At 59.9% G+C, this 12,018-nt stretch carries 11 protein-coding genes, 3 tRNA genes and 4 pseudogenes; 9 read left to right on the top strand and 9 right to left on the bottom strand.

The window, feature by feature from the left end:
• Positions 1 to 36: 36 nt before the first annotated feature.
• The 3 genes from CMASS_RS00140 to CMASS_RS00130 all read right to left on the bottom strand — a co-directional run bounded on the left by CMASS_RS00140 (position 37) and on the right by CMASS_RS00130 (position 777).
• Positions 37 to 109: transfer RNA gene (locus CMASS_RS00140), tRNA-Ala, on the bottom strand.
• A 55-nt stretch (positions 110 to 164) separates the two neighbouring features.
• Positions 165 to 428 carry a hypothetical protein gene (locus CMASS_RS00135; RefSeq protein WP_022863869.1) on the bottom strand — a complete coding sequence of 88 codons (264 nt, stop codon included), beginning with the start codon at positions 426 to 428 and terminating at the stop codon, positions 165 to 167.
• Between the two features lie 97 nt (positions 429 to 525).
• Positions 526 to 777 carry a DUF3253 domain-containing protein gene (locus CMASS_RS00130; RefSeq protein ID WP_027018854.1) on the bottom strand — a complete coding sequence of 84 codons (252 nt, stop codon included), beginning with the start codon at positions 775 to 777 and terminating at the stop codon, positions 526 to 528.
• Here CMASS_RS00130 and CMASS_RS00125 point away from each other — a divergent pair.
• Positions 662 to 1,582: pseudogene (locus CMASS_RS00125) on the top strand (cutinase family protein); the annotation flags it as partial. The gene CMASS_RS00130 and the pseudogene CMASS_RS00125 sit on opposite strands and share 116 nt — an antisense overlap.
• Here CMASS_RS00125 and CMASS_RS10310 read toward each other — a convergent pair.
• Positions 1,538 to 2,275, bottom strand: coding sequence for an SDR family NAD(P)-dependent oxidoreductase (locus tag CMASS_RS10310; protein ID WP_420536144.1), 738 nt, complete (start codon positions 2,273 to 2,275; stop codon positions 1,538 to 1,540). The pseudogene CMASS_RS00125 and the gene CMASS_RS10310 overlap by 45 nt on opposite strands.
• A gap of 212 nt (positions 2,276 to 2,487) precedes the next feature.
• Here CMASS_RS10310 and CMASS_RS00115 point away from each other — a divergent pair, with 212 nt between their 5' ends.
• The 5 genes and pseudogenes from CMASS_RS00115 to CMASS_RS00100 form a co-directional block, all read left to right on the top strand.
• Positions 2,488 to 3,666 carry an IS256-like element IS1249 family transposase gene (locus tag CMASS_RS00115; protein ID WP_005323424.1) on the top strand — a complete coding sequence of 393 codons (1,179 nt, stop codon included), beginning with the start codon at positions 2,488 to 2,490 and terminating at the stop codon, positions 3,664 to 3,666.
• Positions 3,667 to 3,716: 50 nt separating this feature from the next.
• Positions 3,717 to 3,782: an erythromycin resistance leader peptide gene (locus CMASS_RS10305; RefSeq protein ID WP_071569110.1), complete on the top strand. Its 66-nt coding sequence runs from the start codon at positions 3,717 to 3,719 to the stop codon at positions 3,780 to 3,782.
• A 99-nt stretch (positions 3,783 to 3,881) separates the two neighbouring features.
• Positions 3,882 to 4,736 (top strand): 23S rRNA (adenine(2058)-N(6))-methyltransferase Erm(X), encoded by an 855-nt coding sequence (locus tag CMASS_RS00110; protein ID WP_011117480.1) that lies wholly within the window; start codon positions 3,882 to 3,884, stop codon positions 4,734 to 4,736.
• 164 nt (positions 4,737 to 4,900) lie between these two features.
• A pseudogene (locus tag CMASS_RS00105) lies at positions 4,901 to 5,318 on the top strand (transposase family protein); the annotation flags it as partial.
• 309 nt (positions 5,319 to 5,627) lie between these two features.
• Positions 5,628 to 6,392: pseudogene (locus CMASS_RS00100) on the top strand (IS256-like element IS1249 family transposase); the annotation flags it as partial.
• Between the two features lie 21 nt (positions 6,393 to 6,413).
• Here CMASS_RS00100 and CMASS_RS00095 read toward each other — a convergent pair.
• Positions 6,414 to 7,648, bottom strand: a protein-coding gene (locus tag CMASS_RS00095) for an IS3 family transposase (protein WP_273665894.1) whose coding sequence is annotated in 2 segments (ribosomal slippage) — positions 6,414 to 7,360 and positions 7,360 to 7,648 — 1,236 coding nt in all. Because the reading frame shifts where the segments join, the coding sequence is not laid out codon by codon here.
• A gap of 42 nt (positions 7,649 to 7,690) precedes the next feature.
• Here CMASS_RS00095 and CMASS_RS00090 point away from each other — a divergent pair.
• Positions 7,691 to 8,116: pseudogene (locus tag CMASS_RS00090) on the top strand (IS1249 family transposase); the annotation flags it as partial.
• Positions 8,117 to 8,240: 124 nt separating this feature from the next.
• Here the strand turns inward: CMASS_RS00090 and CMASS_RS00085 are convergent.
• The 4 genes from CMASS_RS00085 to gyrA form a co-directional block, all read right to left on the bottom strand.
• Positions 8,241 to 8,313 (bottom strand) — tRNA-Ala (locus CMASS_RS00085).
• A gap of 12 nt (positions 8,314 to 8,325) precedes the next feature.
• A tRNA-Ile gene (locus tag CMASS_RS00080) sits at positions 8,326 to 8,402 on the bottom strand.
• Positions 8,403 to 8,473: 71 nt separating this feature from the next.
• A complete protein-coding gene (locus CMASS_RS00075; protein WP_022863380.1) occupies positions 8,474 to 8,812 on the bottom strand; it encodes a DUF3566 domain-containing protein in 339 nt (112 codons plus the stop codon).
• A gap of 3 nt (positions 8,813 to 8,815) precedes the next feature.
• Positions 8,816 to 11,362, bottom strand: a complete 2,547-nt coding sequence (gene gyrA / locus CMASS_RS00070) for a DNA gyrase subunit A (protein ID WP_022863379.1) — start codon at positions 11,360 to 11,362, stop codon at positions 8,816 to 8,818.
• Positions 11,363 to 11,459: 97 nt separating this feature from the next.
• Here gyrA and CMASS_RS00065 point away from each other — a divergent pair, with 97 nt between their 5' ends.
• On the top strand, positions 11,460 to 11,672 hold the full coding sequence (locus CMASS_RS00065) for a hypothetical protein (protein ID WP_022863378.1): 213 nt from the start codon (positions 11,460 to 11,462) through the stop codon (positions 11,670 to 11,672).
• Positions 11,669 to 11,929, top strand: a complete 261-nt coding sequence (locus CMASS_RS00060; RefSeq protein WP_022863377.1) for a hypothetical protein — start codon at positions 11,669 to 11,671, stop codon at positions 11,927 to 11,929. The genes CMASS_RS00065 and CMASS_RS00060 overlap by 4 nt, the downstream gene beginning before the upstream one ends.
• Positions 11,930 to 12,018 lie beyond the last annotated feature (89 nt).

Genomic DNA, 12,018 nt, shown 5'->3' with positions numbered 1-12,018 from the left:
CAGTTTTGTCAACTATGACGCGACACAGGACAATTGTGGAGCATAGGGGAATCGAACCCCTGACCTTCGCATTGCGAACGCGACGCTCTACCAACTGAGCTAATGCCCCCTGAAGGCGAGTAAAACCTTACGCCTCCAGTCCGGAATACCCAAAACGCGATAGCTTAGCGGCGCTTCGGAAGCTTCACGCGCAGGTTGGCGTGGGTGACAAAGATGGGCTCGTAATCCACGGCGGTGCGGAACTCTTCCGTCATGGTGCGGTAAACGGTCTCACGGGCTTCCTCATGCGTGTCGTAGTAGCCAACGAGCTCGCCGTCGACCTTCTCCTTGCCGCGCTTTTTCACCACGATGTAGTTCGCCGTCTCCGGCACGTCTACCTCGTACTCGTTACCGGTAAAGGGATCCATGTAAACGCGAGAAACGCTCATCCCGGGCTATCCTTCCGTGACTGTCATCGATTGCGTTTATAAAGTGTCCCCACTCACTGTACTGAAATTGGTACTTCCAACGCTGGTGACAAACGAGTCACCCATCCCACTTCGGCCCGCGGCGCAGACGAATCGGCCCAGCGTAGTTATGCGGGTCCACGGCCTCGCCTTTTTGGGTGATGTCGATGACGCCGACATCGGCAAGCGCGGCGGCTTCGGCGCGGACGGGGTCCATGAGGTCGCGCCAGTCATCGTCACGCAGGGCCCGCGCAACTTCGGAGGGGCAGATGGTCTTGTCTGGGTCGCGCTGGGACAGCAGGTCTCGAATTGTGTCTGCGATAATTGACATGTCCTCCAGCTTGCCGTGGGAAGGGGGACGGGTCACAATACTCGTTGTGAACAAAACCTGTGTGCCGGCTGGCCGCATCCTAACTTCCCTGGTCGGCGCTGTAATAGCGATGACGTGCCTCGTCCCTGCGAGTGCCCACGGCACACCCCTTGAATGCACGCCCATTCACGTGGTTGAGGCGGCGGGCACCGACGAGTCCCACTCGTGGCACCCCAGCGCGCAGCCCAAGCTGTTCCATGACGGTTCTTCCATTGCGCTGGATCTACAAAACGAATACGGCTCGGAGACGGTCTCCGTCTATAACGTGCGCTACCCGTCCACCCTCGGCCGGTTTAACCCCTTCACCGCCAAGACCATCAGCGGTTCCGAAGACGCCACGTACGGTGAGTCCCACGCTGCGGGCATGCGCGACGCGCTCCGCGACATCGAAACCACCGCTGCGCACTGTCCGGGCACCCGATTTGCCCTCATCGGCTACTCCCAGGGCGCGCACATCATGGGCGATGTCGCAGCTGACATTGCGGCAGGCGATCTCGCCGGGGTAAGTGCCAGCGACGTCGTAGGGGTCGTCCTGTTCGCCGACCCGGGACGCTCGCTAACGCCGGAGTCGAACGCCCCGGAGGTCACCGCCGCCAACGGTGAAATCGTCAACGGCGGGGGCACTCCCGTCCTTCCCGGCCGAGTCGGCTTGACCGGGCAGCGCGAACGCCCTTTCACGGGGCTCGAAGGGAAAGTGCTGTCCCTGTGCCATGCCGACGACCTAGCGTGTTCGGCGCCGATACATTCCGTGGCTCACTCCGTCGCGGACTACGCCGCACGGATTGAAAAGGATGTCCCCAACGCGGGGACTGGCCTCAAAGTAAGGCAGTTGCGAAACGGCGACCTGCCGGTTTCCTTCTCCGCAACTGACGCTGACGCTCTCGCAGCCGTGGGGCCCGAGATAACTGGGGCCGTCGACGCGATCCAGGGCCATTTCGCCGGGGACTCTGCTTCCGCAGCCATGCAGGAAGCTGCGTGGACCGCCCGCATGGTGGCCACCTTCGACGTAAAACACCGCTCGTATTGGGACTGGCCGTACACTGGGCAGTTCCAGATCAACGGCCAGCGGGGCTACGACTACGCGGAGCAGTGGCTTAGCGATGCCATCGGCGCCTAGTGAGCCGTCGACGACGTTGACGCGCACCCCAGACTTGGCGTAGTCGAAAGCGGCGGCCCTAGTCAGGCCGATGACCGCGTGCTTCGCCGTGACGTACGAGCTCATGTCCGGGTCCGAGATGAGGCCGGTGACATCGACGGCCATGACCTTGTTCCAGGTCTCCCGTGTCTGCTCCAGAAGCGGTGCAGTCGGCGGGAGAACGCCGGCGTTGTTGAACGCGATGTCGAGGCCGCCGAACTTATCGATGGCCGCCTGAACCAGCGCCTGCGCGTCGTCCGGGTTGGACACGTCGGTCTTGACGAAGATGGCCTTGCCGCCGGCCGCGGTAATCTCCTCGACCACTTTTTCGGCCTGCTCCGCCACATCGCCGATGACCACCGACGCGCCGCTCCGGGGTTAAGGGTCAAAAAGTGTGTCCGGAATCGCGGATTTTCACGGATTGACCTGTAGGTTTCCGGAAAGTATATGCTCCGGAAGCATATATCTAGCCCCCGACGGGAAATCCTCGGTGTGGCAGCCGTGATGTGCTATGCGCGGCGTGGTGTGGTGTCGCAATGTCGAAGAACCAACCACGCTGCCACTGCGGCGGTGAAATGAAACGCAACGGCACCACCAGCAAAGGCACCACCAGATGGCGCTGCAAACAATGCGGCGCCTCCAGCGTCAAACGTCGAAACGACATCACCAACGCGGCAGTGTTCACCCAGTTCATCGAGCATTGCACCACCGCAATATCACTCGACGACCTAGCCAAACGAAACGGTGTTAGCCGCGCCACCATGAAGCGGCGCTTCAAGTGGTGCTGGCTCGTTGATGTGCCTGACCCCACCGCCGGCCACCACAAGCGGATCTACGACCAGGTATTTCTCGATGGCACCTACACCGCCGGTGGCTGCCTGATCGTCGCGGCGACCATCGACCACGTGATCGCCTGGCACTGGTGCAAACACGAAACCACCCGCGACTACCAACTGCTGCTTGAACGCATCGAAGCCCCACTCATCGCCGTCATCGACGGCGGCCAAGGCGCATACAGCGCAATCAAAAAGTGCTGGCCGACTACGAAAATTCAACGCTGCCTCGTCCACGCCCAACGCGTGGTCCGCCGCTACACCACCACCAACCCACGCACCGATGCCGGGCGCACCATCTACCGACTTGCGCTGAAACTGACCCGGATCACCACACTGGATGAAGCCGCCGCGTGGGGTGTGCAACTGCACGAGTTTTCAACGATCTACCGGGAATGGATGAACGAGAAAACCATGATCAAAGACCCCAAAACAGGTGCATGGACCCGCGTGTGGACCCACCACAACGTGCGCAAGGCCTACAACAGCCTCAACCATCTTTGGCGGTCCGAGATGCTGTTTGTCTACCTCAACCCGCCAGCAGGAGTCCTTGCGCCCGAGCGGATCAAATCCACCACCAACAGCTTAGAAGGCGGCATCAACGCCCAGCTCAAACTGCTCGCCAGAACCCACCGCGGCAGATCAGGCGAACGACAACGCCGCATGCTGGATTGGTGGCTCTACTTAAAAACGGAACTGCCTGACGATCCAGTACGAATCGCCAGGCAGTCCGACTGGGGCCAGGGCCAACTCGCCAAAGTATCCACCCTGACCCAAACCGAGAACCAAGCCGACCACGAAACAGGACGCCCAGCCCTCTACGACAACGCTATCGACACCGACTACACCCACTCAATCGGCATTCAAAAAGGCCAAATCTAACCCCCGCGACACGCCGAGCCAGACACACATTTTGACCCTTAACCCTTTAAATGGATATAATTAGACCCATGTTGATTTCAGGTACCGCTTTCTTGCGGTTGCGCACCAACCGCTAAGGCGGTTTCCTACCCCGTAGGTTAAAAACCGCTCCGGTCCTTTAGCCGGGCGGCTATTTGTCATGCCCGGCTCCCTTTCAAATCCAAGGAGCACACCTGATGTCTGCATACGGACACGGCCGTCACGAGCATGGCCAAAATTTTCTCACCAACCACAAGATCATCAACTCCATCATCGACCTTGTGAAACAAACCTCCGGCCCCATCATTGAGATCGGACCAGGAAGCGGTGCCCTCACTCACCCGATGGCCCACTTGGGGAGGGCGATAACGGCAGTTGAAGTGGACGCAAAACTAGCTGCCAAAATCACACAAGAAACCTCCTCGGCGGCGGTCGAAGTGGTCCATGATGATTTCCTTAACTTCCGGTTACCCGCCACTCCCTGCGTCATTGTGGGAAACATTCCCTTTCACCTCACCACTGCCATTCTTCGAAAGTTGCTGCATGCGCCAGCATGGACTGACGCTGTACTCCTCATGCAGTGGGAAGTCGCTCGCCGCCGGGCCGGGGTAGGCGCAAGCACGATGATGACGGCTCAGTGGTCCCCATGGTTCACATTTCACCTGGGTTCTCGGGTACCAAGGTCTGCTTTCCGGCCACAGCCAAACGTTGACGGGGGGATCTTAGTGATCCGCCGGGTGGGTGACCCGAAGATTCCGATAGAGCAGCGCAAAGCCTTTCAGGCGATGGTGCACACCGTTTTCACTGCCCGGGGACGCGGGATAGGGGAAATTCTCCGAAGGGCAGGGTTGTTTTCATCACGTTCAGAAACACAATCATGGTTGCGCTCGCGAGGAATCGACCCCGCGACCCTACCTCCCAGATTGCACACCAACGACTGGATCGATCTCTTCCAGGTGACTGGTTCCTCTCTACCTCACCATCGACCCATTTCACCATCGGGAAGTAGTCAACGACCTCCTCAACGGAAAAACCGAAGCCGGCGGCGTTAATCCCCACCAAAACCGAAATCCACCAGTAGTACTAAAAGGGCTCTTCCGGTTTTAGAGTGCATTGATTAGTTCGCCGGGGGTTCGGGCGTGGCACAAGATATTGGGGTCCTTGGCTTTGTAGGAAAAAGGTATCTAATCCATCCGTACAAAACTAAGGACCTACTGTGCAGCCTAACGGAAATGTCATCGTCGATACCATCTGCCGCACCGCAAAACTAGGAACTACTATCACCGGTGCCACAGAAAACGGTGACGTCACTGTTATTGAAGCCGAACCCGTCGAGCCGATCAATGAATGCCCTACCTGCGGGCAGCCTGGAGTATTCCGCGACCACGTCATCCGCAGCCTGGTCGATCTGCCCATCGTCGGCCACCCAACAACTTCATGTGCGCCTTCCACGCTACCGGTGCACCAACAAGCGTTGCTTGCAGAAGATCTTCCGTGCTGGCCTTGCCTGCGCGCCCGACAATTCAAAGACCACGGACCAGGTGACCCACTGGATCCTGCAACGACTCTGCCTAAATCGGATGAGCGTTGCCGCTGCACCCAAGTCATTAGGCCTGGGGTGGGATATGAAGTGTCCCAGGTTTTGTTCCGTTTGATGAAACCCGTTTTTGAAACAACGTACGGAGCACAACGCACGCCGATGCCAAAGCTTCCGCAACATCGACTACCTCATCAAACCCACGACAGTGGGATTCACACCCTCAATCCCCACGCGTGCAATCTGGGTTAAGGGTCAAAAAGTGTGTCCGGAATCGCGGATTTTCACGGATTGACCTGTAGGTTTCCGGAAAGTATATGCTCCGGAAGCATATATCTAGCCCCCGACGGGAAATCCTCGGTGTGGCAGCCGTGATGTGCTATGCGCGGCGTGGTGTGGTGTCGCAATGTCGAAGAACCAACCACGCTGCCACTGCGGCGGTGAAATGAAACGCAACGGCACCACCAGCAAAGGCACCACCAGATGGCGCTGCAAACAATGCGGCGCCTCCAGCGTCAAACGTCGAAACGACATCACCAACGCGGCAGTGTTCACCCAGTTCATCGAGCATTGCACCACCGCAATATCACTCGACGACCTAGCCAAACGAAACGGTGTTAGCCGCGCCACCATGAAGCGGCGCTTCAAGTGGTGCTGGCTCGTTGATGTGCCTGACCCCACCGCCGGCCACCACAAGCGGATCTACGACCAGGTATTTCTCGATGGCACCTACACCGCCGGTGGCTGCCTGATCGTCGCGGCGACCATCGACCACGTGATCGCCTGGCACTGGTGCAAACACGAAACCACCCGCGACTACCAACTGCTGCTTGAACGCATCGAAGCCCCACTCATCGCCGTCATCGACGGCGGCCAAGGCGCATACAGCGCAATCAAAAAGTGCTGGCCGACTACGAAAATTCAACGCTGCCTCGTCCACGCCCAACGCGTGGTCCGCCGCTACACCACCACCAACCCACGCACCGATGCCGGGCGCACCATCTACCGACTTGCGCTGAAACTGACCCGGATCACCACACTGGATGAAGCCGCCGCGTGGGGTGTGCAACTGCACGAGTTTTCAACGATCTACCGGGAATGGATGAACGAGAAAACCATGATCAAAGACCCCAAAACAGGTGCATGGACCCGCGTGTGGACCCACCACAATGAAGTGCCCCGAGTTTTGTTCCTAGGCATTTGCCTTGATTTCTATTATTTCTTGCGGCGGGTTCTGCTTCCAAAAATCGGTTTCCACTTCGACTGGGGTTCGGTATCCCAAGCTTTGGTGAAGCCTCATCTCGTTCCACCATGACACCCACTCGAACGTCGCGATTTCTACCTCGACAACATCATCCCACCTGCGAGTATGGATCAGCTCGTTCTTGTAGGAGCCGTTAACGTTTTCAGCCAGAGCATTGTCATAAGAATCCCCGACAGTTCCGGTGGAAGCGGCAATCCCGTGCTGGGCAAGGCGCTCGTTGTAGACCACGCTGACGTACTGCGAGCCGTGATCCGAATGGTGAATGAGACCTGTTGTTTCCTCAGCACACACGATCGCCTGATTAAGAGCTTGCAGCGGCAACGCTTCGGTGCGCATGGAGTCTGATAACGCCCACCCAACGATCCGTCGGGAGTAAACGTCGGTGACAAACGCGGCATACACAAAGCCTTTCTTCGTGCGCACATACGTAATGTCAGCCACCCACAGTTTGTTCGGGCCGGGGGCTTTGAACTCACGCTCGACCAAGTCTGGGCGCAGATCAGGCACGTTAGGCTTACGGGTTGTGAGAGGTGATCTGCCTTTGCCTTTGCCAGAAACACCGGCCAAGCGCATTAAACGGGCAGTTTGTTCACGACCGATATCAATTCCGTCACGGCGGAGAGCATGCCACATTTTCCGTACACCGTAGACACCGTAATTATCCCGATGAACAGTTCTAATGCGTTCGACCAGCACAGCATCACGAAGGCGACGAGCACTTAACCCACGGGCCTTGGACTGGCGATAGCCACGCGAGGTGATAAACCCACCAGCCCGGTTATTCTTCAACGTCTTACAGATGAACTCGACAGAGAAACGACCCCGGAATTCATCGATGAACCGGATCATTTCCGACGTTTTGGGTCGAGTTCCGACGCGAAAAAAGCTGAAGCGGCCTTCAGCAGCTCATTAGTGTCGCGTAGCTCTTGATTTTCACGACGCAGCCTCGCGTTTTCCGCGGCCAAATCTTCAGGCACAGGTTCTGGGATGTTTCCCGCACGACGGGCCTGTTGAGTCCATTGACGGGCCGTATGCCATGAAACCCCCAGCTTTGGAGCTACTGCCTGGCACGCGGCTTGCATCGACATATTTTCTGCCAAGATGCGATCTTCCACGAGACGGACCACACGGTCCTTTGCATCCTGGTCAAATTTTCTTGGCATATTCCAGATTTTCCCATCTACTTAAACGGAACAAAACCTGGGACACTTCACAACGTGCGCAAGGCCTACAACAGCCTCAACCATCTTTGGCGGTCCGAGATGCTGTTTGTCTACCTCAACCCGCCAGCAGGAGTCCTTGCGCCCGAGCGGATCAAATCCACCACCAACAGCTTAGAAGGCGGCATCAACGCCCAGCTCAAACTGCTCGCCAGAACCCACCGCGGCAGATCAGGCGAACGACAACGCCGCATGCTGGATTGGTGGCTCTACTTAAAAACGGAACTGCCTGACGATCCAGTACGAATCGCCAGGCAGTCCGACTGGGGCCAGGGCCAACTCGCCAAAGTATCCACCCTGACCCAAACCGAGAACCAAGCCGACCACGAAACAGGACGCCCAGCCCTCTACGACAACGCTATCGACACCGACTACACCCACTCAATCGGCATTCAAAAAGGCCAAATCTAACCCCCGCGACACGCCGAGCCAGACACACATTTTGACCCTTAACCCGCGCCGGTGGCGACGAGGACCTTGGTGACACACGAAAAAGAACCGCCCCGCCTGTGAGTGGCGGGACGGTCCCTGACTGTGGAGCATAGGAGAATCGAACTCCTGACCTTCTGCTTGCAAAGCAGATGCTCTACCAATTGAGCTAATGCCCCATTTTCGTTCCGTGGTGGGCCTAGCTGGAATCGAACCAGCGACCTCATCGTTATCAGCGATGCGCTCTAACCGACTGAGCTATAGGCCCGTGTGCGGAACGAATATGAACTTTACATACCGTGCGCCGCATCTACCAAATCAGCAGCGCACGGTGTGTTTTCACGCGTCTTCCATCTGGACGGAAAGGCCGCCAAAGAGGTTCACGCACGCGTTGTACACCACCGCAATGAGCGGCGCGAGGATGGTGCACAGGATCGCCGTCACGGCGCCCAAGAGGGCCGCGATGGAGATGACCACGCCGTAGCTGACCAGCTGGGTGCCGCCCACGTCACCGATGAGGTTGTTGAGCGACTCCCATACGCCGGCGACCTGCATGCCGAGGTACAGCAGGGTGACGGCGAGGAGCCAGGCGACGAGGCCGACGACGGACATCGCCAAGCCCATGCGGAAGGCCGAGGTGGGCCGGATATGTTTGATTTCCACTTCGCGTCGTGCCATGCGCTACTCCTTGTCCTCGAGCTGCTCCTGCTGCACATCTTCCACGGTCTTTTCGCCCTTGGCCACCGCCTGGGCCTCTTCCTCACCGTCGTTTTCCACGTTGCGGTCGATGGCGAGCAGTTCCACGTTGTCCGCAAGGTTGACCAGGCGCACGCCCATCGTGGCGCGTGACGATGGCCGAATCTGGTTGACCTCGGTGCGAATAACGCCGCCGGCAGACGTGATGGCGAAGATCTCGTCGTCCTCGTCCACGGCGATGGCGCCGATGAGCTTGCCGCGCTTCGGGGTGTACTTGAACGTCATCACACCCAGACCGCCGCGGCCCTGCGGCGAGTACTCCTCGATGGCGGTGCGCTTGCCGTAGCCGCCAGAGGTGGCCACCAGCAGGAACTGGCCGTCGCGGACCACGTCCATGGACAACAGCTGATCGTCGCCGCGGAAGCGCATGCCCTTCACACCGGCGGTGGCGCGGCCCATCGGGCGCAGCTGCTCGTCATCGGCAGTAAAGCGGATGGCCTGGCCCTGCTCGGAGGTGAGCAGGATGTCGTCGCCCTCCCCGACCAGGCTGGCGCCGATGAGCGCGTCGCCCTCGTTGAGGTTGATGGCGATAAGACCGGCGGACCGGGCCGACTCGTAGTCGGTCAGGCGCGACTTCTTCACGCGGCCGTTCTTGGTGGCCAGCACCAGGTACGGCGCGTCTTCGTAGGTCTGGATCTGGATGATCTGGGCGATCTTCTCCTCCGGCTGGAACTCCAGGAGGTTGGCCACGTGCTGGCCACGGGCGGCGCGGCCCGCCTCCGGCAGCTCGTAGGCCTTGAGGCGGTAGACGCGGCCGAAGTTGGTGAAGAACAAAATCCAGTCGTGCGTCGAGCAGATGAAGAAGTTCTTGACCACGTCGTCCTGCTTGAGCTCCGCGCCGCGCACGCCCTTGCCGCCGCGCTTTTGCGCCTTATAGGAGTCGACCTTGGTGCGCTTGGCGTAGCCGGTGGAGGTGATGGTGACCACGACGTTTTCGCGTGCGATGAGGTCTTCGTCCGTCACATCGCCGGTGGCCGGGACGATCTCGGTGCGGCGCTCGTCGCCGTGTTTGTCCACGATCTCCTTGAGCTCGTCGTGGACGATCTGGCGCTGGCGCTCCTCGCGGTCCAGGATGTCCTTCAAGTCGGCGATTTCGCGTTCGATTTCGGCCAGCTCGTCGACGATCTTCTGGCGCTCCAGGGCGGCGAGGCGGCGCAGCTGCATGGCCAGGATGGCGTCGGCCTGCTCTTGGTCGATGTCGAGCAGCTCGATGAGTCCCTCGCGGGCGTCCTCCACGGTCGGGCTGCGGCGGATGAGCGCGATGACCTCGTCGAGCATGTCCAGCGCCTTGACCAAGCCGCGCAGGATGTGGGCGCGCTTTTCCGCCTCGTTGAGGCGGTACTGGGTGCGCCGAACGATGACCTCGATCTGGTGATCGACGTACAGGCGCAGCATCTGGTCGAGGCGCAGCGTGCGCGGCACCCCGTCGACGATGGAGAGCATGTTCGCACCGAACGAGGTCTCCAGCTGCGAGTGCTTGAACAGGTTATTGAGCACCACGCGGCCGACGGCGTCGCGCTTCAGGGTGACGACGATGCGCATGCCGATGCGGTTGGAGGTCTCGTCCTCGATCTTGGAGATGCCCGGAATCTTGCCGCTGGCAACCTGCTCCGCAATCGAGGTGATGAGGTTATCCGGGTTGACCTGGTACGGCAGCTCGGTGATGACGATGGTCTGGCGGGAGCCGGACTCTTCGATGGAGGTCACGCCGCGCATGCGAATGGAGCCGCGGCCGGTGGTGTAGGCATCGTGAATGCCCTTGTCGCCGACGATCTGCCCGGCCGTCGGGAAATCGGGGCCCTTCACCCGCTCCATAACGGCCTTGAGCGCGTCTTCCTCGCCCGCGTCCGGGTTGTCCAAAAGCCAGTAGATGGCCTCGGCGAGCTCACCCAGGTTGTGCGGCGGGATGTTGGTAGCCATGCCCACCGCGATGCCGCCGGAGCCGTTCATCAGCAGGTTCGGCACGCGCGAGGGCAGCACGGACGGCTCGGTGGTCTTGCCGTCGTAGTTGGGCACGAAGTCCACGGTGTCCTCGCGGATGTCGCGGACCATCTCCATGGCCAGCGGGGTCATCTTCGACTCCGTGTAACGCATGGCGGCCGGGCCGTCGTTGCCGGGTGAGCCGAAGTTACCCTGGCCATCGACAAGCGGGTAGCGCATCGACCAAGACTGGGCCATGCGCACCAAGGTGTCGTAGATGGCCAAGTCACCGTGCGGGTGGTAGTGGCCCATGGTGTCCGCCACCGGCTTGGCCGACTTCACGTACGAACGCTCCGGCCGGTAGCCGTTGTCGAACATTGCGTACAGAATGCGGCGGTGCACCGGCTTCAGACCGTCGCGCACGTCCGGCAGCGCACGCCCCACGATGACCGACATCGCGTAGTCGATGTAGCTCGACTCCATCTCCTCGTTGATGTCGATCGGGAGAATGCGATCGAACAGATCGCCGTTACCGTTATCGTTTTCGCTCATAGCGTCGGATTTTACCGCCTACGCGGCGCTCACGGGCCGTCTGGGCGGTGTGTGGGCGTAAATTGGTATCACCGTAATACCGAGTAGGGTCTTGTCCATGGCCATGACCCTGCGACTGACCCCTGAGCAAGACCACGCGCTGACTGTGTTGGCCTCGGCCTGGGGCACTTCCAAGCACGAAGCCGTTGTGCGTTCCATAACGTCTGCCGCCGCGCGCACGCTTGCCGATGCCCGCGTCCAAGAACTCGCCCGTGACATCATTCCGGAACGCGCCCGTCTGGAGGCCGATATCCGGCGGGCGCGGCCATGACTGCGGAACAGCTTCTGGACGTCGCGCGGACGTTTTGCCGTTACTTTCCCGGCGTTCGGGTGACGCGATACTGGGCGTTGAATGCTGCTGCGGCGGCCTGTGGTGCGCGGATAGACGGGATTGCGGTCCATGGCTCGTCCGGCGCGGCGACGGAGGCGCTTAGTCAGGTGATACGGGCGGTGAAGCCGTTGAGTGCGCGGAATGACGAGTTCGCCGATGTCTGCGCGGAAATCTATCGCAGTCTGGTGGAGGGATAGCGGGCGCACTACCGTACTTTGTGGTCTGGCGCCACTTGTGGGGCGCTGTGGCGCGGTTAAAGGTTGATTTCTGTGGAATTCTCCTTTCG

Origin of the sequence: Corynebacterium massiliense DSM 45435, from assembly GCF_028609805.1 — a bacterium.
GTDB classification, from domain to species: Bacteria; Actinomycetota; Actinomycetes; order Mycobacteriales; family Mycobacteriaceae; genus Corynebacterium; species Corynebacterium massiliense.
This window is presented reverse-complemented; position numbering and strand designations above follow the sequence as displayed.